General features: G+C 73.5%; 16 protein-coding genes and 1 tRNA gene. 7 read left to right on the forward strand and 10 right to left on the reverse strand.

The genetic code is table 11. The features are described 5' to 3' along the window. Positions 1 to 125: 125 nt before the first annotated feature. The 8 genes from M1R94_RS05335 to M1R94_RS05370 all read right to left on the reverse strand — a co-directional run bounded on the left by M1R94_RS05335 (position 126) and on the right by M1R94_RS05370 (position 7,316). Positions 126 to 590: an eCIS core domain-containing protein gene (locus tag M1R94_RS05335; protein WP_249380644.1), complete on the reverse strand. Its 465-nt coding sequence runs from the start codon at positions 588 to 590 to the stop codon at positions 126 to 128. Positions 591 to 600: 10 nt separating this feature from the next. Beyond that, complete coding sequence (locus M1R94_RS05340) at positions 601 to 1,086, reverse strand: hypothetical protein (protein ID WP_249380645.1); 486 nt, start codon at positions 1,084 to 1,086, stop codon at positions 601 to 603. Between the two features lie 121 nt (positions 1,087 to 1,207). After that, positions 1,208 to 2,248, reverse strand: a complete 1,041-nt coding sequence (locus M1R94_RS05345; protein WP_249380951.1) for a hypothetical protein — start codon at positions 2,246 to 2,248, stop codon at positions 1,208 to 1,210. After that, entirely contained in the window at positions 2,245 to 4,323 is a 2,079-nt protein-coding gene (locus M1R94_RS05350; RefSeq protein WP_249380646.1) for an ATP-binding protein, read from the reverse strand. The genes M1R94_RS05345 and M1R94_RS05350 overlap by 4 nt, the downstream gene beginning before the upstream one ends. Positions 4,324 to 4,336: 13 nt before the next feature. Then, a complete protein-coding gene (locus tag M1R94_RS05355) occupies positions 4,337 to 4,906 on the reverse strand; it encodes a Pvc16 family protein (RefSeq protein WP_249380647.1) in 570 nt (189 codons plus the stop codon). Positions 4,907 to 4,958: 52 nt separating this feature from the next. Then, complete coding sequence (locus tag M1R94_RS05360) at positions 4,959 to 5,639, reverse strand: helix-turn-helix transcriptional regulator (RefSeq protein ID WP_249380648.1); 681 nt, start codon at positions 5,637 to 5,639, stop codon at positions 4,959 to 4,961. A 52-nt stretch (positions 5,640 to 5,691) separates the two neighbouring features. Continuing rightward, the gene (locus M1R94_RS05365) at positions 5,692 to 6,066 is read right to left on the reverse strand and encodes a hypothetical protein (RefSeq protein WP_249380649.1); all 375 of its coding nucleotides are present in this window, start codon (positions 6,064 to 6,066) and stop codon (positions 5,692 to 5,694) included. After that, the gene (locus tag M1R94_RS05370; RefSeq protein ID WP_249380650.1) at positions 6,063 to 7,316 is read right to left on the reverse strand and encodes a trypsin-like peptidase domain-containing protein; all 1,254 of its coding nucleotides are present in this window, start codon (positions 7,314 to 7,316) and stop codon (positions 6,063 to 6,065) included. Before M1R94_RS05370 ends, M1R94_RS05365 begins: the two co-directional genes overlap by 4 nt. Positions 7,317 to 7,432: 116 nt before the next feature. On the opposite strand from M1R94_RS05370, the gene M1R94_RS05375 reads away from it, so the two are divergent. Further along, positions 7,433 to 9,730 (forward strand): putative bifunctional diguanylate cyclase/phosphodiesterase, encoded by a 2,298-nt coding sequence (locus M1R94_RS05375; RefSeq protein ID WP_249380651.1) that lies wholly within the window; start codon positions 7,433 to 7,435, stop codon positions 9,728 to 9,730. Positions 9,731 to 9,765: 35 nt separating this feature from the next. Here the strand turns inward: M1R94_RS05375 and M1R94_RS05380 are convergent. Together M1R94_RS05380 and M1R94_RS05385 are read right to left on the reverse strand one after the other, a co-directional pair. After that, positions 9,766 to 9,841: transfer RNA gene (locus M1R94_RS05380), tRNA-Arg, on the reverse strand. A gap of 78 nt (positions 9,842 to 9,919) precedes the next feature. Next, positions 9,920 to 10,576 carry a FadR/GntR family transcriptional regulator gene (locus tag M1R94_RS05385; RefSeq protein WP_249380652.1) on the reverse strand — a complete coding sequence of 219 codons (657 nt, stop codon included), beginning with the start codon at positions 10,574 to 10,576 and terminating at the stop codon, positions 9,920 to 9,922. 234 nt (positions 10,577 to 10,810) lie between these two features. On the opposite strand from M1R94_RS05385, the gene M1R94_RS05390 reads away from it, so the two are divergent. The 6 genes from M1R94_RS05390 to thrB all read left to right on the forward strand — a co-directional run bounded on the left by M1R94_RS05390 (position 10,811) and on the right by thrB (position 18,609). Next, the gene (locus M1R94_RS05390) at positions 10,811 to 12,073 is read left to right on the forward strand and encodes an MFS transporter (RefSeq protein WP_249380653.1); all 1,263 of its coding nucleotides are present in this window, start codon (positions 10,811 to 10,813) and stop codon (positions 12,071 to 12,073) included. Between the two features lie 63 nt (positions 12,074 to 12,136). Further along, positions 12,137 to 13,816 carry an arginine--tRNA ligase gene (gene argS / locus M1R94_RS05395; RefSeq protein ID WP_249380654.1) on the forward strand — a complete coding sequence of 560 codons (1,680 nt, stop codon included), beginning with the start codon at positions 12,137 to 12,139 and terminating at the stop codon, positions 13,814 to 13,816. Beyond that, entirely contained in the window at positions 13,813 to 15,156 is a 1,344-nt protein-coding gene (gene lysA, locus M1R94_RS05400; RefSeq protein WP_374109429.1) for a diaminopimelate decarboxylase, read from the forward strand. Before argS ends, lysA begins: the two co-directional genes overlap by 4 nt. A gap of 121 nt (positions 15,157 to 15,277) precedes the next feature. After that, positions 15,278 to 16,579 (forward strand): homoserine dehydrogenase, encoded by a 1,302-nt coding sequence (locus tag M1R94_RS05405; RefSeq protein WP_249380655.1) that lies wholly within the window; start codon positions 15,278 to 15,280, stop codon positions 16,577 to 16,579. After that, positions 16,580 to 17,650: a threonine synthase gene (gene thrC, locus M1R94_RS05410; protein WP_249380656.1), complete on the forward strand. Its 1,071-nt coding sequence runs from the start codon at positions 16,580 to 16,582 to the stop codon at positions 17,648 to 17,650. It abuts the gene before it with no gap. A gap of 17 nt (positions 17,651 to 17,667) precedes the next feature. Next, on the forward strand, positions 17,668 to 18,609 hold the full coding sequence (gene thrB, locus M1R94_RS05415; RefSeq protein WP_249380657.1) for a homoserine kinase: 942 nt from the start codon (positions 17,668 to 17,670) through the stop codon (positions 18,607 to 18,609). Positions 18,610 to 18,827 lie beyond the last annotated feature (218 nt).

Raw genomic sequence — 18,827 nt, forward strand, 5'->3', positions numbered from 1 at the left:
CCCGGCACCGGAACGGCCGCACGGGCGCACCGGGGGGCAGAGCGGATGGTCCGCGGGTGCACGCGGCACCCTCGGGAGGTGGTGCATGACCGCACCACACCCGTGCGTGCGGTCACTGCGCGGGGTCAGCCGTCCGGGTGCGGTGCGTCCTGGTCCGGGTGGGCGGCCATCGCCGGTGCCGTCGGTGGTCGGACCGCGAGCTCGACGGCTGCGCCCTGCGCCTGCTCCTCGAGGTGGTCGACGGTGTGAGGGTCGACCGGTACGGCGGGGCGGCCGGCCTGCTGCATGACGTGGACCAGCTCGTGCAGCAGCAGGACACGGTTGCCCAGGGTGCCTGCCGCGTCGTGCGCGTGACGGATCGTGACGCGGTTCCCGCTCGTCAGCGCGTCGACCCCGGTCGCGTCCAGGACGGCGTCGTGCGCCGGGCCGGCATGCACGCGCACGTCACCGAGGTCGTGCCCGACGGCGCTCTGCAGGACCGCCCGCGTGTAGGCGTCGGGCTGGCGCCCGAGCTCTCCCCACGAGGGGGTCCTCGCGGGGCGGCGCAGGCTCTCGGCGAGGGGGGCGGCCCGCCGGGTGCTCAGGTTCACCGCGCTCTCGTCACCTGCCGAGCAACGACATGAGCAGGCTCATCAGGGCGGGCTGGGCGGCGGACAGCAGCCCGCCCGCCGCTTCTCCGGGCGTGGACTGCCCCGAGATGACGCTGCTCAGTCCCTGTCCGAGCGGAGCACCGAGGGACGAGACGGCCTGCCCGGCGGACCCCCCGAGAAGGCCTCCGAGAAGCCCGGCGCCCTGCTCGGCGAGTACGGGGGCCGCGGCTGCACCTGTTGCCTTGACCTGGGACAGCGCCCCCGAGCCGTCGCCGGACAGGACGGATGACGCTGCGCCGAGCAGTCCGGGGACGGCCGTCCCGAGGAGGTCGTCGAAGAACCCGGCCTGGGCAGGTGGGGTACCCACGGGACCGTGCCGGTCGGCCAGGCCGAGGTCGGCAGGTCTGCTCACGGCGGGTGTGAGGACGGCGGCGTGGTTCGGGTGCGCACGGGTCGGGTGCGGCGCGGGCATGCGGGTCGGGTTGGCGACGAGCACGGGGCCCTCCAGGTGGTCTCGGGACGGGTGTCCCCGATCGACACTGCCAGGCCGGCTCGTGGGGACAAGGCCCGCCCGCGCGGTCCTCGGGGCACCGTCGGCTGCCCTCGGGGGCGGCGGGTCAGGTGCACGCGAGGTGCTGGTTCTCCGGGATCCAGAAGATCGGTGGTGAGCCGTCCGTCGGTGTCGCGCCGCACTCGCGGAACGGCAGACCGCGGGTCCTGCACTCGCACAGGGCGTCGCCAGGCTGGGCGAAGGGACCGTCCTCGGGCGCGTCGAAGGTGAGCCACAACGGTTCACCGTCGGCGCACGGCGGGCGTCCTAGGTCATCGCCGCGTGCGAGGAGCACCGTGTCGCCCCAGTGCTCCCGCGCGCCGAGGTGGAAGGCGAGCACCCCGTTGGCCCCCACGCCACCCGGGAAGTCCTCGTCGACCCCGTCGGGCACCCCGATGCCGCTCGGGCCGGTCAGGTCGACCGGGGTGAACACCGTGCACTTCCCGCTCAGCTGGACGAGCCAGCCCGGAGCGGCGAGCAGGTCCTCACGGCGTTCGGCGTCGGCCGCGTCCACCTCGTCGAGGAGGTCCCGCGCCTGCGAGGCGGGCAGGGCGAGGGCCTCCTCCGGGCTCAGGCGTGCCGCCGGGGCGTCCCGCTGCGAGAGCACGAGCGCCACCACGACGACGGCGGCCGCCAGGACGGTGACCACGACCACGACGGGCGTGCGTCGTGGTGCACCGCCGTCGTGCGGGTGCGGGGGAGCGGGTGGCACGGGAGCCGGCTCGGGCGGGGGAGCGGGTGGCACGGGAGCCGGCTCGGGCGAGGGAGCGGGTGGCACGGGAGCCGGCTCGGGCGGGGGAGCGGGTGGCACGGGAGGGGGAGCGGGCGGTACGGGAGCGGTTGTGCCCTCCCGACGGGGGATGACGGGGTCGAGCACCTCTGTGGGTGTGCCGCCGTCGTCGACCGGCGGTGCGTCGACGGCGGGTATGACGACGGTCGGGTCGACCTCAGGCCCGTCGGCGGCCTCAGGCCCGTCGGGACCGATCCCTGATGGCATCGCGGGTGTCGCGTCGTCGGTGGTCGCCGGCAGGGGCGTCAGCCGCCGCAGGCACACCGCGCAGCGGGTGGCGTCGTCCGGGTTCTCGTGCCCCAGCTCGCAGGTCCTCACGGTCGCGCCTCCAGCAGGTGGGCGTACGGCCCGAAGTCGGTACGGACGCGCAGGCGACCGAGCTTCTCGAACTCGCGCTCGAGCGCCCGGACGAGCTCTGCCGTGCCGACCGGGTGACCGTCCTCGGCCGCGAAGCAGGCGGCCGCCACGACGGCGTTGCGGATGCTGCCCCCGGTGAGCTCGAAGGTGCGGGCGCAGAAGCCGACGTCCGCCACCGGGTCCACCGGGACCCGGGCGAGGTGGTGCGCCCAGATCGCCTCGCGTGCCCCTGGGCCCGGCTCGGTGAGCTCGACGAACGCGTCCACGCGTCGCAGGAACGCCTCGTCGACCTGGGACCTCAGGTTGGTGGCCAGCACGACGACCGCTCCGGCCGCCTCGATCCGTTGCAGCAGGTAGGACACCTCGAGGTTGGCGTACCTGTCCTGCCCTCCGCGGATCTCCCCCCGCTTGCCGAACAGGGCGTCGGCCTCGTCGAAGAACAGGACGCACGAGGCACCCTCGGCCGCCGACAGGACGGCGTCCAGGTTCTTCTCGGTCTCACCGACCCACTTGCTGACCACCTGGGCGAGGTCGATGGTGCACAGGTCGACACCGAGCTCGTGGGCGATCACCTCGGCCGCGAGGGTCTTGCCGGTGCCGGACCGTCCGGCGAAGAGCGCGCACACACCGCGCGAGCCGCCCCCTCGACCCAGGCCCCACTCGTCGACCACGGCGTCGCGGTGCCGCACCAGTGCGACCAGCTCGCGCAGCCGTCGCTCGGTCGGCGCGGGCAGGACGAGGTCCCCCCACGACCGTCGAGGAGTCAGCCGTCGCACCTGGCCGTGGATCTCGACGGCGTCCTGGGCCCGGAGCGCGGCCTCGAGCTCCGGGCGGCCGGGCACCCGGTCGGGGAGGGCGAAGGCCCGGGCGAGGCGGACGGCTCGGTGCGCACCCGCACCACCCACGCGGTGCTGGGCGAGAAGAGCGAGGTCGGTGGGGTCGGTGCCCAGGCCCGTGCACAGCGCACCCCAGACCTCCGTCCGGTGAGCGACCGGTGGGACGGCAAGCGTCACGCTGGGCAAGGGCTCGGTCGACCACGCAAGGGTCGGCGTGGTGCTCCACACCACCGCGACAGGCAGCCGGTCGACCACCCGTGCGAGCCGGGCGCGCCCGGACGGCACCTGGACCGTCGCGTCGACGGGCCCGACGACCGGCACGCACCCGGTGAGCAGGCACTCACGCAGGACGTCAGCCAGGACGTCCCCACCCGGATCAGCGGCTGGGTCGGGTGGCTCGACGACCAGGGGCGTCGCCCCGGCAGCAGTCACCCAGGCCGACGCCTCGGACGCCGGATCGGTCCCCGGTCGACCTGTCAGGTGGATGGTGCGGGGTCGTCCCAGGGCAGTGAGCGCCGGGTCCACCCGGGGCAGGGCAGGGGCGACGCGGAGGTGCTCGGCGAGGAGCGCGTCCGGCCGGTCGTCGCCGAGCAGGAAGGCCGCGACGCGCTCGGGGACCCGCACGGACCGGGCGGGCAGCGGCACACCGGCCCCGGCGACCTCGACCAGGCCGCCGTCAACCAGGGCCGAGCCGTCCGTGAGTGCCAGCCAGTCGCGGGGGTCGGCCGGGCCCGTCCCGCCGCGCGCGAGCTGGACCGCGAGCGAGACGGCCGCGCCACCCGTCGGCCCGTCGTCGAGGAGGGCGAAGAGGCGACCGAGGCGGCCGTCGAGGGCCGGGGAGAGCGCCACCACGAGGAGGTCCTGCTCGAGCGTGGTGAGTCCGAAGGCGCGGCTCAGGCGCCTGAGCCTGATGTCGACCCCCCGCTCCTCGGCCCGGTCGGTGTCCGCCTCGAGGCGTGCGGACATCTCCGCGCCGGCGCCGTCGGTCCCGGGTGAGGCCCCAGGTCGGTCGAGCAGCCACGCGACGTAGTCGTCGGAGAGGAACCGGCCGTCGGACGTGCCGTTCGGTCGCGGTTCGCCATCACCGGCCCCGCGCTCCGCGAGGGCCCGCAGGGCGACCAGCTCGAGCAGCGCGACGCGGCCGAGGAGATACCCCAGGGATGCGTCGGGCGGTGCCGGGGTGCCGCTGGACGAGGTCATGGCCGAGGGCGTCTCAGGGCAAGGGCTCCGCCGACGCGGCGAGCCGGGTCGCGGGCGGTGCGAGCACCGGGATCGTGCGGCTCGCGTGGACGGGGGCGGTGACGACCACCTCGAGCGACGGCTTGAGCTCGCCGCCGAGCGCCGTCCACAGGTCCGACATCGAACGGTCCTCGGCGAGCGGGAGCGCGACCTCGAGTCGGACGGTGGCGGGCTGCTCGGCGAGCCAGCCGGTCAGTGCTGCTGCCGGGACGGAGTCCAGGACGACCAGGGCTGCGAGGGCGTCCGCGAGCATCCGGTGCTCGTCATCGGGCCGGGCCGTCCACGCGGTGATCAGGTAGGCGAGCCGGAAGAAGCGTGGGGGGACCCGCAGGGCGACCGTCCGGTCGTCCTCGACCACGGGCTCGCGGGCGACGCCCCGCTGGTCGAGGTCCTCGCGGATGTCGAAGAGGTAGACGTCGAGAGTGGGCCCCGAGCGGCGCGAGGCCCAGTCTCGTGTCGGGGCTTCCAGGCTCACCTCGGCTCCGTGGTTGCTCGCCCCCGGAGCGAGCAGCACCTGCAGCGCCGCGTCCACGTCGTCGATCACGGTGGTCCTCCGGGTCGCGTGTCGGGGGCGTCAGGTGGCGCCCGCCCACCCCTCAGATGAGTCCCTGGCGCACGGCGTAGGCGACGGCGTGCGCACGGTTGCGCAGGTGGAGTCGCATCGTCACGTCGTGCATGACGCCCTTGATCGTGCGCTGGGAGTAGTTGAGGCGTTGGGCGATCTCAGCCGTCTCGAGGCCGTCGGCGACGAGCCGGAGCACCTGCGTCTCCCGTTCGCTCAGGCCGTTGAGGTGCAGGCCGAGCGGAGCCAGGACCTCGGCGTGGATGCGGCCCACCTGGTCCAGCAGGTGCCCGAGGACGTCGCTGGGCATGGCGCCCTCCCCGCGGACCGTGCTGCGGACGAGCTCGGCGAGCCGTTCGGGGGAGGCCTCGTGGCGCCGGAGCACGCCGCGGACCCCTGCCTCGACCGCTCGCAGCACGCCGTCGTCGTCCAGGACGCTGACGACCAGCACCACCGGCCGACCCTCGACCGCGTGCGCCGCCCGGATGCGCGTGAGCGTCGACTCGTCGACGGTGTCCGCGAGGACCACGACGACGTCTGCGACGCTGCCGTTGTCCGCCGCGGTGGTCGCATGCAGGTCGTGGCACCAGCGCAGCGCCTCGGTGGTGCCCACCGCGGTCAGCGGGTCCGACGCGTCGATGCGGACCGCGACCACCCCACCGTGGCCCTGCGGACGGTCCATGGTCGGACGTGGTGTGGTGAGCTCGTCGGTCATGGTGGCCCCCTTGCTCGATCGGATGCCAGGGCGCCAGTGTGCGCGGTGGGCATCACGGTGGCGTCACGACTGTGTCACCGGTGCCGCCCGCGGCCCGCTCCCCGCCGGCCGGGCGGTTCGGCGTGACCGGCGACGCGTGCGTTCGCGCGAGCCGCAGCGCCCGCCCGGGTACGACCTCGAGGTCGTAGACCCGCGCTCGGGTGCCCCCGTCGCCGGTCGTGTACTCGACCACGAGCTCGGCCAGTGGCGGGTGGGTCTTGACCAGGCCTGGTCGCACCTCGGCGCGGGTGACGGACGCCTCGGTACGCAGGCGCTCGGCGACCTGTGCGACGTCGACACCCGATGTCAGCGCGTCGAGCACGAGGCGGTCGACGTCGGGAGCGGGTTCGTCAGGGTCGCCGTCCGCGACGTCGCCCTCGGCGCTCACCGGAACGTCTCGCGCCAGGTGTCCGGGCCGACCACGCCGTCCACCTGGATGCCGCGGTCACGCTGGAGAGCGGTGCACGCGGCCTTGGAGAGCTGTCCGTAGAGCCCGTCGGCGACGAGCGAGTGGCCGATCGTCGACATGCGGGTCTGCCACTGGCGCACGTCCTCACCGCGGGTCAACGGTGGGAACCGGAAGAAGCGACCGGGCCAGGGGGGTGGGGTCGTGGTGGAGCCTCCGCCGCTCAGCAGGTGGGCGAACTGCGTCGAGCGGGTGACGTTCTCTCCGCTGCACCCGGAGTCCGGGCAGACGTTCGAGCGCACGCACCCGCCCACCAGCACGTAGTCGGTCTCCCCGCTGACGAGCACGCCCTCGACCTGGTGGGTCGCGCTGCTGAAGACCGGCGACCCCGAGTTGCCGCCGTAGGTGTCCAGGTTGGCCACGAAGTGACCGGACGGCGTGTTGTCACGCACCCGGGCGTTGCCCGCGATCTTCTTCGGCAGGCCTGAGGGGTGCCCGATGACGTGCACGGTCTCCCCGTCGGGGATCTTGCCCGAGGTGCGCACCGGCAGCGGCGAGTGGTTCGGCACCGTCCGGTCGAGCCGGACGACGGCCCAGTCGTTGCCCCCGGCCCCCAGGGAGTGTCCCAGGACGGCGCTCACCCGGTAGATCTCGGTGCCGGCGATCCGGGTGGCCGCCGTGGTGGCGTTCAGCATCTGGTAGCCGAAGACGATCCGGACGTCCGAGAACGAGGCGGGGACGATGCAGTGCCCGGCGGTCACGACCACGTCCGGGCCGGCGAGGAACCCGGAGCAGTCGGCGATCGACGGCTGGTCCCGGAACGGCTCGGTGGGGCACAGGTTGAAGGCGGCACCCAGGGTGGGGCCGGTGAGCGTCGAGGTGCCGTCCCCGTTGTCGGTGAGGCTGGTCGAGGGGATGACGGCGACCGAGCTGTCGGCGTCGGCGAGGAGGGCGGCGTCGCTCACCTGGTAGACGTCCTGGCGGTCGTCGGTGCCGTAGATCGCCTTCTGGACCGTGCGCAGCGCGGTGGCCAGCTCGTCGTCGGAGGCCTCGACGACCTCGGGCGGCGCCGCCGCGGCGGCGGCCAGGGCGCGGCTCTTGGTGTCCCCGCCACGGGACCGCAGGGCTGCGAGGAGGAGGTCCGGATCGAGGTCGGTGAGGTTCTGGGCCATGAGGATGGCTCCTGTCGGGGGCACCGCGGAGCGGGTCTCCGCGGCTGCTGATCCCTGCATCCTCGGACCGTCCACGGTCGGGCCGCCACGTCCGCACGACTGTCCTGGTGTCCACGATCCGTTGCCCTCGTGGCCCGGGACCCGCCTGCGCTGCGTGGAACGCTAGCGTTCCACCCATGTCCGCACCGGAGCGCACACGCGGCAGCCTGCGCCCACCGCAGGCCTCGGCGCTCCGTCGGACGTCGATGTCCGAGCGCTTGCGCCTGCTCGAGCCCCTGGCATGCCTCGCGCTCGCGGCTCACGGGCTGGCCGTCCAGCTCGTCGCCGCAAGGCCGGGGGCGACGGTGGTGACCTGGGCTGCGCTGGTCCTGGCCACCGTGGGCTGCGCAGGGCTGCTGGGGTGGCGTGGACCGGGAGCCGCGGTGCTGCGCGCCGTGCTGGTCCTGGTGGGTGGGTACGTCCTGATGGCCCTGAAGGACGAGGGCTCGGGCTACTTCCTGCTCTGGTACTTCGTGCTCGTGGCCGTGTACCCCCTGGTCCTGCCACGCGCAGCCAGCCGGGTGCTGGTCCTTGCGGTCCCGTTGGCCTACCTCGCCCTGGTGCCCCTGGACGCCGCTGACGGTCCTGTGCCCGTCGCGCTCCTGCGCGCCGTGTCGCTGGTGCTGATCGGGGTGTTCGTCCACTGGGCGGCGACCGCCTACCGGCAGGCGGTCACCGAGCGTGACGCCGCCCTGGCGACCCTGAACACCTACGTCGCCGCGGCACCCGTGGGGCTGGGCTTCTGGGGGGCCGACCTTCGTCACCGCTGGCTGAACACCGCACTGGCCGAGCTCGCCCCTGCTGAGCTCGACCCGGGCGGAGGGCCACGGGACGGCCTCGGCTCGGTGGACACCGCAGAGAGGCTGCCAGCAGACCTCCTCGCGAACCTGCGCCGCGTCCGCGACTCCGACGAGCCGGTCCACGACATCGACCTCGCCTGCGGGGAGCGGACCTGGTCCTCGAGCTACTTCCCGGTGCGCATCGGCAGCCTGCTCCTGGGGGTCGGGGCGGCTGCGGTGGAGACCACCGCGGCACGGCAGGCCACAGCCGCCCTGAACCACTCCGCCACCCATGACGGGCTGACCGGGCTGCCGAACCGGGTCCTGCTGGCCGACCGTCTCGGCGTGGCGCTCGCCCACGCCGAACGCAGCGGCAACGATCTCGCGGTCCTGTTCTGCGACCTCGACCGGTTCAAGGTCCTCAACGACTCGTTGGGCCACGTGGTCGGTGACGACGTGCTGCGCGCGGTCGCCGACCGCCTCGTCGCCGTGGCCCGGCCGGGGGACACCGTGGCCCGCCTCGGCGGGGACGAGTTCGCGGTCCTGTGCCCCTCAGTGACCGGGATCGACGAGGCCCGTGCCCTGGGCGCCAGGGTCCGCTCCGCGGTCCGTGAGCCCCTGAGGCTGGTGGAGCGGACCGTGACCGCCACCGTCTCGGTCGGGGTGGCTCTCTGCGCACCCGGCCGGGGGGACGTCGCCGGGCTGCTGCGCGACGCCGACGTGGCGATGTACCAGGCCAAGGACGCCGGTCGGGACCGGGTGGAGGTGTTCGACGTCCGCGTCCGACGCAGCGCCAGCGAACGGTTCGAGTTCCACGCCGCCCTGCGGCGAGCGGTCGACCGAGGTGAGATCACCGTCGCGTACCAGCCGGTGCTGTCCCTGCGCCCGCACGTCGGTGCAGCCGACGGATCGCCGACAGTCATCGGCCTGGAAGCCCTGGCACGCTGGGACTTGCCCGGTCGAGGCGACGTCCCGCCCTCGGTCTTCATCCCGATGGCCGAGGACCTCGGGCTGATCCACACCCTGGGTGAGCACGTGCTCCGGACCGCCTGCACAGCCGTGCGCACCTGGCGCCGAGAGACCGGTCTGCCGCTGACGGTCGCGGTCAACATCTCGGCCCGGCAGCTCGAGTCCGGCAGCTGCGCCCAGGTCGTCGCAGCGATCCTCGAGGACGTCGACCTCCCCGCGTCCGCGCTGGTGCTCGAGGTGACCGAGAGCGTCCTGATGCTCGACGTGGAGACCAGCCACCGCCAGATCGCCGCGCTACGGGCACTGGGAGTCACGCTGGCGATGGATGACTTCGGCACCGGGTACAGCTCGCTCGCGTACCTGCGGGACCTGCCCATGGACGTGCTGAAGATCGACCGGTCGTTCACCAGCCGACTCCCGCAGAACGAGGAGCTGTTCGTGTTCATGGTCGAGCTCGCGCGGGCCCTGGGTGCGACGACCGTGGTGGAGGGTGTCGAGACCGCCGCCCAGCTCGACATGGTCAGCCGGATCGGTTGCGACCACGCCCAGGGGTACTACCTCAGCCGCCCGATGAGCGCGCAGGCGACCGGGGGGTACCTGCGAGGTCCAGACCGGGCCGACGTCGACGACCGGCCGGATGCGGGGATCGTCGAGGCGGCCGAGCAGGTGGTCGACCCGATCCTCTAGGGGTCAGTACCGGGGACCGTGAGGTCCCTGAGGTGTGGTGCCCGCGGCAGGAATCGAACCTGCGGCCTTCTGCTCCGGAGGCAGACGCTCTATCCCCTGAGCTACGCGGGCGGGGCGCTGCGAAACATTACCAGCCTGCGGCGGTGCCGCAGCACGTGCACCGTCGAGCACCTGCTGGTCGGTGCGTGGCTAGTCCTCGCCGAGCAGGTCCGAGAGGTAGTCGTCGATCTCGCCCATCGCTGCGAGGGGGTCGCGGCGGACGATCGCCTCCACCAGGGCGTGGTGGGAGTCGTCGTCGTGCACGGGGTGCTCGAAGTTGAACCGGATGTTGTCCGAGATCGCGTCGAGCAGGTTCTCGTACAGGGCGACCAGCACCGGGTTGTGGGCGCACTGGGCGATCATCCGGTGCAGCGACAGGTCCGCCTCGACCATCCGCTCGAGGTCACCGGCCTCGTACGCCGCGCTCCGGGAGTCGCGCAGGCCGCGCAGCACCTCGACCTGCTCGTCGGTACGTCGACGGGCGGCGAGCCGTGCGGCCTCGACCTCGAGGCTGCGACGGACCTCGAGCACGTCGCGCTGGTGGGCCCCGGCGATCTGGCGGCCCATCGCGTTGCCGAGCTCGGAGTCCGAGAGCACGTAGGTGCCCGACCCCTGTCGCCGCTCGAGCATGCCGGCGTGCACCAGGGACTGGACTGCCTCACGCACGGTGTTGCGGCCCACCCCGATGAGCTCGGCGAGGTCGGGCTCGGCCGGGATGCGGCTGCCCACCTCCCAGGTGCCGGAGGTGATCTGCTGACGCAGTCTGCCGACCGCGAGGTCGATGAGGTTCGTTCGGCGTGGGGTCATGCCTGGTGAGCTCCGGTGGTTGAAGGGGGCAGGGGGCAGTCAACACCGCTGAGGCACCTCCGCGCATCCCTGGCAGCCGGTTCACCCGCGGGCGGAGCGGCTGGGTCGGCCGTGCGCGCGGCTGCCGTAGGGTTTCACCGAGCCGTGCGCACTCCCCGGCTCGCACCCCGCAGGTCGTCCCGTCCGGTGCCCGAGGCCGCCCGGCGATGCCTCCCCGTCGATGGTCTGGTCGTGATGGCACACCCCTCCCACCCCGCCGTGCACCCGTGGCGTGGCCGCTACGTGGTTCTGGCAGGCATCGTCCTGGTGGCGCTCAACCTGCGGATCGCGGTGGCCTCGGTGTCCCCGATCCTGGATGTGGTCCGGCAGGACGTCGCGCTCTCGCCGGCCGAGGCCGGCCTGCTCGGGACGGTGCCGGTGGCCTCCTTCGCGCTCTTCGGCTCGCTCGCACCGCTGATCGCCCGTCGGTTCGGCCTCGAGCCGACCCTGGCCGCGGCGATGCTGCTCTCCGCGGTGGGGGAGGTCGTGCGCTCGACCACCGACACCTCGGGCGGCTTCCTCGGCTGGTCGGTCATCGCGCTCGCGGGCATGGGCATGGGCAACGTGCTGCTCCCGCCGATCGTCAAGCGGTACTTCCCGGACCGGATCGGCCCGGTGACGGCGGTCTACTCGGTGGCGATGTCGTTCAGCACAGCGACCCCGCCGTTGCTCGCGGCGCCGCTCGCGGAGCGGTTGGGCTGGCGCATCTCGCTCGCCTCCTGGGCCGTCGTGGGGCTGGTCGCGGTGGTGCCGTGGGTCGTGGTGGTGGCGCGGTCGGCGGCGGCTCGCGGGGCGCTGACCGAGGTGCTGCGTCGCGCCCCTGAGGGTACGGCGGCCCTCGCCTCACGGCATCGGGGGAGCGGGCGGGTGTGGCGCAGCCCGCTGGCCTGGGGCCTGGCCGTCACCTTCGCGATGAACTCGTTGAACATGTACGCGATCCTCGCCTGGTTGCCGCAGATCCTGCTGGACGCCGGGTTCAGCACCGAGGCCGGTGGTCGATGGCTCGCGCTGATCGCGATCCTGGGCCTTCCTGCCTCGCTGGGCGGGCCACTGCTGGCCGCGCGGCTGCGCAACCCGTACGGGGTGGTGGTGGGGTTCGTCGTCTGCTTCGCGGCCGGGTACCTGGGCCTGCTCCTCTCCCCGGCCACCGGCACCTGGTTCTGGATGGTGCTGCTGGGTCTGGGGCCGGGGACGTTCCCGATCCTGCTCGCCCTGATCAACCTGCGGACCCGCACGTCGGCCGGTGCCTCGACCCTCTCCGGGTTCACCCAGGGCATCGGCTACGCGATCGCTGGGATCGGGCCGGTCGTGGTCGGGGTGCTCTACGGCGCGACGCAGGCCTGGGTGCTGCCCGTCCTGTTCCTGCTGGTGACCCTCGGAGTGCTCCTCGCCGCGGCCGCCGTGGCGTGCCGCCCGGTGATGCTCGAGGACGGGTGGGGCCCTCGGCCGAGGACCTGAGCCGGCGGTGCAGGTCGACGCATCGCGGCCGAGCGGCCCCCGGCTGCTCGCTACCCTTGTCCGGTGACCCCTGCTGAGCTGTCCGAGGCGCTGCGCGCCGTCCTGACCTCCGCCGTCGCCGACGGCACGCTGCCGCTGGACCCGTCCGTGATCCCCGCCACGGTGACCGTCGAGCGCCCCCGGTCGCGTGAGCACGGTGACTGGGCGACCAACGTCGCGATGCAGCTCGCCAAGAGGGCCGGGATGGCGCCGCGGGCGTTCGCCGCGGTGCTGAGCACGCGGCTGGCCGAGGTGCCGGGCGTCGCGGCGGTCGAGATCGCCGGGCCGGGCTTCCTGAACATCACCCTGGACACCGCCGCGGCGGGCGAGCTCGCGCGCACGGTGGTCGAGGCCGGGCCGGTCTACGGGCGCAGCGCGGCGCTGGCGGGGCAACGGATCAACCTGGAGTTCGTCTCGGCCAACCCGACAGGGCCGATCCACATCGGCGGGGCCCGCTGGGCGGCGGTCGGGGACTCCCTGGCGCGCATGCTCGCCGCCTGCGGGGCCGACGTGACCCGCGAGTACTACTTCAACGACCACGGCGCGCAGATCGACCGGTTCGCGCGGTCGCTGCTCGCCCGGGCGAAGGGCGAGGTCGCCCCCGAGGACGGCTACGGCGGCCAGTACATCCAGGACATCGCCGAGTCGGTCCGGGCCCGCCGCGCCGAGGCCGGCGAGCCCGACCCGCTGACACTGCCCGACGACCAGGCGCAGGAGGTCTTCCGCGCGATCGGCGTCGACCTGATGTTCGCCGAGATCCGGGCGGCGCTGCAGGCCTTCGGCGTCGAGTTCGACGTGTACTTCCACGAGGACTCGTTGCATGCCTCGGGTGCCGTCCAGCGCGCCCTGACCCGGCTGCGTGAGCTCGGCCACGTCTTCGAGGCCGACGGCGCGACGTGGCTGCGGACCACGGACTTCGGGGACGACAAGGACCGCGTCATCATCAAGTCCGACGGCAACGCCGCGTACATCGCGGGCGACCTGGCGTACTACCTCGACAAGCGCGAGCGGGGCTTCGACCGGGTGGTCATCATGCTCGGCGCCGACCACCACGGGTACATCGGCCGGATGATGGCCATGTGCGCCGCGTTCGGTGACACCCCGCACGTCAACCTCGAGATCCTCATCGGGCAGATGGTCAACCTCGTCCGTGACGGTCAGCCGGTGCGGATGTCCAAGCGGGCCGGCACCGTCGTGACCATGGACGACCTGGTCGAGGCGGTCGGTGTGGACGCCGCCCGGTACTCGCTCGCTCGCTCCTCGGCCGACTCGATGATCGACCTGGACCTCGACCTGCTGACCCGGGCGACCAACGAGAACCCGGTGTTCTACGTCCAGTACGCGCACGCCCGGACGGTCAACGTCGCGCGCAACGCGGCCGATCTCGGGGTGCGCCGCGACGACGGCTTCGACCCCTCGCTGCTCGACCACGTGAGCGAGTCGACGCTGCTGGCCGGCATCGGTGAGCTCGCCCGGGTGGTCGCCCAGGCCGCCGAGCTGCGGGAGCCGCACCGGGTCGCTCGCTACCTCGAGGAGCTCGCCGGGTCGTACCACAAGTGGTACGACCAGCGGCGGGTCACCCCTCTGGGCGACCAGGAGGTCACCGACGTGCACCGCACGCGGCTGTGGCTCAACGACGCGACCCGCACCGTGCTCGCCAACGGCCTGGGCCTGCTGGGTGTGAGCGCCCCGGAGCGGATGTGAACCTGGACCCGCTGGTCTGGCCCGCGGGGACGCGGGTGGGACCGGACGGCGCGGTGAGCGTGGCCGGGGTCGACCTGCGCGACCTCGCCGCCGAGCACGGGACGCCCGCCTACGTGCTGGACGAGGCCGACTTCCGCGAGCGTGCCCGCGGGTGGGTGGTGGCGTTCCGGGACGCCTTCGCCGGCCTGGGCACCGACGTCGACGTCTACTACGCGGGCAAGGCCTTCCTGTCCGTCGCGGTGGCGCGATGGGCCCACGAGGAGGGGCTGCGGATCGACACCGCGACCGGTGGGGAGCTCGCGGTCGCGCTGCGCGCAGGTGTGCCGGGGGCTGACATCGGCCTGCACGGGAACAACAAGTCCGACGTGGAGATCGGTCGGGCGCTGGACGCCGGTGTGGGCCGCATCGTGATCGACTCGCTCCAGGAGGTCGATCGCATCGCCGACGCGGTGGACCTCGCGGTCCATGGCCGGGCGCCGGTCATGGTCAGGGTGACGACCGGGGTGCACGCCGGGGGCCACGAGTACATCTCGACCGCGCACGAGGACCAGAAGTTCGGGCTGTCGGTCGCCGGCGGTCAGGCCCTCGAGACGCTGCGGGCGGTGCTGGCCCGCCCCGAGCTCGAGCTGCTGGGGATCCACTCCCACATCGGCTCGCAGATCCTGGACCCCGCGGGGTTCGAGGTCGCCGCCCGTACGCTGCTCGAGCTGCGCGCCCAGCTCGCCGAGGTCTCGGGGCACCTGGTCGGCGAGCTCGACCTCGGTGGCGGCTACGGCATCGCCTACCTGCCCGGAGAGGTCCCGCTGGACCCCGAGAGGGTCGCCACGGAGCTCGCCGCGACCGTCGGCGCGGTCTGCGCCGAGCTCGCGACCTCCGTCCCGCGGATCTCGATCGAACCGGGGCGCGCCGTCGTCGGGCCGACCACGCTGACCCTCTACACGGTCGGCACGGTCAAGCCCGTCACGGTGCCTGACGGTTCGGTCCGGACCTATGTGTCGGTCGACGGTGGGATGAGCGACAACCTGCGCCCGGCGCTGTACGGCGCCCGGTACTCCGCAGCGGTGGTCTCGGGAGGCCGGGACGGTGCGCCGGTGACCGCGCGGGTGGTGGGCAAGCACTGCGAGAGCGGGGACGTCGTGGTGCACGACGTCGACCTGCCGGGTGACCTGCGAGCCGGTGACCTGCTCGCGGTCCCCGCGACGGGTGCCTACGGGCGGTCGATGGCCTCCAACTACAACCACGTGCCCCGCCCGCCGGTGGTCGCGGTGCGGGACGGCGCCTGCCGGGTCCTGGTGCGGCGCGAGACCGAGGACGACCTGCTGGGTCTGGACCTGGGCTGACCGCGGACGCCGGCACCCTGGCCCTGGTCGCACCCGTATCCTGGGGCCGCCCTCGGCGGGGACCGGCTGCCGGAGCGACCGGTCCGGGGTCGGGTGAGGCGTGAGGAGAGGTGGAACTGACGTGGTTGAGTCACCACAGGCACTGCGGGTCGCCCTGCTGGGGTGCGGCGTCGTGGGCACCGAGGTGGTGCGACTGCTGACGGCGCAGGCCGACGACCTCGCCGCACGCGTCGGTGCGCGGCTCGAGATCGTCGGCATCGCGGTCCGTGACGTGCAGGCCCCGCGTGACGCGGTGGTCGACCGCGCGCTGCTGACCGACGACGCGTCGGCCCTGGTCGACCGGTCGGACGTCGTGATCGAGGTGATGGGCGGCATCGAGCCCGCGCGGACGCTGCTGCTGCGCGCGATCGACGGCGGTGCGGCGGTGGTCACCGCCAACAAGGCGCTCCTCGGCCACGACGGACCGACCCTCTACGCCGCGGCGGACCGCGCCGGCGTCGACCTGTACTTCGAGGCGGCCGTGGCGGGTGCCATCCCGCTGGTCCGTCCGGTGCGCGAGTCCCTCGCGGGTGACCGGGTGACACGGGTGCTGGGGATCGTCAACGGCACCACGAACTACGTCCTGGACGAGATGACGACCAAGGGGCTCGACGCCGCGCAGGCCGTCCGGCAGGCCCAGGCGCTGGGTTTCGCCGAGGCCGACCCCACCGCGGACGTCGAGGGGCACGACGCTGCGGCGAAGGCCGCGATCCTGGCGTCGCTGGCCTTCCACACCCGGGTGAGCACCGACGACGTCCACTGCGAGGGGATCACCGGTGTCACCGCCCAGGACGTCCGGTGGGCTGCGCAGACCGGCCACGTGATCAAGCTGCTCGCGATCGCCGAGCGGATCGGTGACGGCGCCGTCGCCGTCAGGGTCCACCCGGCGCTCGTACCGGCCGACCACCCGCTGGCCAGCGTCCACGGTGGCTTCAACGCGGTCTTCGTCGAGGCCGAGGCGGCCGGTGAGCTCATGTTCTACGGGCGTGGGGCCGGTGGGGCGCCGACCGCCAGCGCGATCCTCGGTGACGTCGTGACCGTCGCACGCCATCGCGTCGGTGGCGGCAAGGGTCCGGTCGAGTCGAGCTATGCCGACCTCGGCGTCCTGGACATCGGCGAGGCCACCACCAGGTACCAGATCGTGCTCCGCGTCGCGGACCGTCCGGGGGTCCTGGCGCAGGTCTCGGCCGAGCTCGCCGGCCACGGGGTCTCGATCGAGACGGTGCGCCAGGCGCGGTCCGACCTCGGGGGCGACGAGCAGGCGGATCTCCTGCTGGTCACGCACGCCTCGCGCGACGCAGCACTGTCCGCGACCGTGCGCGCGCTCGCGGGCCTTCCCGTGGTCGACGCCGTCCTGTCCGTGCTGAGAGTCGAAGGAGCCTAGGTGGCCCACCAGTGGCGAGGAGTCATCGCCGAGTACGCCGACCGTCTGCCCGCCCACGTCCAGGAGCGGGTGGTGACCCTGGGGGAGGGTGGTACGCCCCTGGTCGCGGCCCCGGTGATCTCCGACCTGGTCGGTGCCGAGGTGCACCTCAAGGTCGAGGGGATGAACCCGACCGGGTCGTTCAAGGACCGCGGGATGACCACCGCGATCTCCGCGGCGGCCGGGCGGGGTGCCCAGGCGGTCGTGTGCGCGTCGACCGGCAACACCTCTGCCTCGGCCGCGGCGTACGCCACCGCGGCGGGGATGACCTGCGCGGTGCTGGTGCCCGACGGCAAGATCGCGATGGGCAAGCTCAGCCAGGCGGTGGCCCACGGGGCCCGGCTCCTCCAGGTCGAGGGGAACTTCGACGACTGCCTGGTCGCGGCACGCAAGCTCGCGGAGGTCTACCCGGTCGAGCTCGTCAACTCGGTCAACCCCGACCGCATCCAGGGGCAGAAGACGGCAGCCTTCGAGATCGTCGACGCCCTGGGCGACGCACCGGACATCCATGTGCTCCCGGTGGGCAACGCGGGCAACATCACCGCCTACTGGAAGGGGTACAGCGAGTACCTCGAGGCGGGGATGATCGGCCGGGCCCCGGCGATGTGGGGCTTCCAGGCCGCGGGCGCGGCCCCCTTCGTCGCGGGGCACCCGATCACCGAGCCCGAGACGATCGCCACGGCCATCCGGATCGGCAACCCGGCCTCGTGGGACCAGGCGGTGGCAGCACGGGACGGGTCGGGCGGCCTGATCGAGTCGGTCACCGACGAGCAGATCCTCGCCGCCCACCGCCTGCTCTCGTCTCGTGCCGGGGTGTTCGTGGAGCCCGCGTCGGCGGCAGGGGTCGCCGGGCTGCTGATGCTGGCCGAGGCCGGCCGGGTGCCGCCCGGTGCTCGGATCACCGTGACCGTCACCGGTCACGGCCTCAAGGACCCGCAGTGGGCGCTGCGTACCGCGGACGGCTCGGACGTCGTCCCGGTCCGCGTCGGGGCCGACGTCGTCTCGATCGCCGACGCCCTCGGGCTCGGCTGAGCGGGGCGGGACCGACCATGAGGCTGGGCAGCGACCACGTGCGCGTGCGTGTCCCGGCGACCAGCGCCAACCTCGGACCGGGCTTCGACTCGCTCGGGCTTGCACTCGCCCACCACGACGAGATCGAGGTCCGCGCGCTGGGCAGCACGCAGGTCGTGGTCGAGGTGACGGGGGAGGGTGCGGACGACCTTCCCGCCGGCGAGGACCACCTCGTGGTCCGTGCGATCCGTGCCGCCCTGGACCACGTGGGTGCGCCTCAGGTCGGGCTCCACCTGGTGTGCCACAACGCGATCCCGCACGGTCGGGGGATGGGGTCCTCGGCCTCCGCGGTGGTCGCCGGGATCCTCGCGGCGCGCCTGCTGATCGGCGACCCCGACGCCCTGGACGACCACACCGCGCTGCAGATCGCGAACGCCTTCGAGGGGCACCCGGACAACGCGGCTCCGGCCCTGCTCGGCGGGGTGACGGTCGCCTGGACCGACGACCAGGGGGCTCGGGCCTCGGTGCTGCCGGTGCACCCCGAGGTCGTGCCGCTGGTGCTTGTCCCGGTCGAGCGGTGCGCGACACGCACCGCTCGCGGGGTGCTGCCTGCGACGGTGCCCCATGCGGACGCGGCGTGGACCGCGGGGCGAGCCGCGCTCCTGGTCCAGGCCCTGTGCCACCGGCCCGACCTCCTCCTGCCGGCGACCGGCGACCGCCTCCACCAGGACTATCGCGCCGGGGTGATGGCGACCACGGTCGAGCTGGTGCGTGGGCTGCGGGCCGCAGGTGAGGCGGCCGTCGTCTCGGGTGCGGGCCCCTCGGTGCTCGTGCTCACCACCGTGTCGACCATCGGCCGTGCCGAGGCGGCCGTGGCCGAGCTGCTCGGTCCGTCCGGCCCGGACGGGACGACCCGCTCCGGCTGGCGCGTCCTACGTCCCGGCATCGCGCGTACCGGTGCTCGCGCCGTCCGCGTGTGATCGCGACGCGGTGCCGCGACGGGGCACAGGCACCGCCTCGCGGCCTGCCGCGGCGCGCCCCGCGTGGTGGGGCGAAACCGGCAGCAGAGAGTGTCCCCGCAGTGGTACCTTGGAGATTCCCCCGGAGCTCCGAGCGGAGACTGCGTCGTTGTACCGCGCACATCCCCTGAACCGGCGGGGCTCAGCCACCATCTGATCGAGTCGACGTCGTCGTACGA

The sequence above is a fragment of the Actinotalea alkalitolerans genome (genome assembly GCF_023369855.1).
Classification (GTDB): Bacteria; Actinomycetota; Actinomycetes; order Actinomycetales; family Cellulomonadaceae; genus Actinotalea.